We start from the raw sequence: 1,216 nt of genomic DNA, 5'->3' as shown, positions 1-1,216 counted from the left end.
TATGTTTTATAATCTGGAAATGATATTACAAGCAAGTAAACTTAAAGTTATAGATAAACCTTTGTATTATTATATACTTGGAGAATTTTCTAGCAAATATATGCCATATTTTTTTCTGATATAGTTAACGGGTATTGTATTCAAAAAAATGTGATAAATACACACTATAAAAATACTAAATTTTCAGAATATAATGGAATATCAATTATGCTACTAATATGCTTAAAAGTTCTCTTTATAATTTATTTAATAGTACGCTTACAGAGTGGGAAAAAGAGAAAAAATATATGAATATATTTCTGATGTGTACTTCAAATCATGGAGAAAAAAAGTATTTTCCCGTTGAATTTATAGAGTCAATAAAAAACAAAAATATCGATTATCTTTATGGATTGGGGAAGCGTGGAAGAAAAATAAAAAAAGAAAAATAAAAAAAAGAATAATGAGAGACAATAACAAAAATAGGTATTATTTAATGTGAGTAAACGTTAGAAGAAATATCCGCTTGTTTTTGTTCTATAGACTCCTAATAAAACACCCTATAAATTATTGTTCAAACTTTCAAATGGAGACGAGTATTAAAGAAATGTAAGAATAAGTGGGTTATATACTAAACCATAAATAACGCTTTTTTTTAGATATTTTTTAATTAGTTAATGGAGGGTAAACATGGAGTTTTCAAAAAAAGACATGAAGATTCTGCAAGGGGTAGCGATCTTGTTTATGCTAGCTCTTCATTTATTTGCAAGAAAAGATGTTAATGGGTTATATGAAACGTTCCCTTTGATTAACGGTGTACCTCTGGTTTAATATTTTGCTCTATTTGGGGACGCGTGTGTTCCTATTTATTTATTCGCAAGTGGGTATGGTCTATATATAAGTTTAGGTAAAGCAGCAGGTTCAGTATTGAAAAAGAATTTTTTTAGAATCCTAAAGTTACTTATTAATTTTTGGCTGATTTTGTTTACATTTATGGTAGTAGCTTTAATCATTGGTAAATATTCAGAAGCTTTCCCAGGTGGATTAAGTGCGTTTTTTCTTAATTTAACTCTCCTTTCTAATTCCTATAATGGTGCCTGGTGGTATATTCAGACTTACGTCATTTTAGTTCTCTTAACTCCTTCACTTTTTAAAATTGTGAAAAGATCCTTCAATTCTACTGTTAATGTTTTCTGGTTTGATCTATCTGATTAGTTATATACAGCGGGTTAAACAT

1 protein-coding gene and 1 pseudogene are annotated in these 1,216 nt (G+C 28.0%); both read left to right on the top strand.

What is annotated here, in order from left to right; genetic code table 11:
• Window positions 1-669: 669 nt before the first annotated feature.
• Window positions 670-810, top strand: a complete 141-nt coding sequence (locus WYK_RS24855) for a hypothetical protein (RefSeq protein ID WP_161629114.1) — start codon at window positions 670-672, stop codon at window positions 808-810.
• A gap of 21 nt (window positions 811-831) precedes the next feature.
• Window positions 832-1,194 (top strand): annotated as a pseudogene (locus WYK_RS26280) (acyltransferase family protein); the annotation flags it as partial.
• Between the last annotated feature and the right edge of the window lie 22 nt (window positions 1,195-1,216).

Source organism: Peribacillus psychrosaccharolyticus ATCC 23296 (assembly GCF_000305495.1).
GTDB lineage: Bacteria > Bacillota > Bacilli > Bacillales > DSM-1321 > Peribacillus > Peribacillus psychrosaccharolyticus.
The sequence above is the reverse complement of the archived record's forward strand: the minus strand, read 5'-3'. Positions and strand labels throughout refer to the sequence as shown.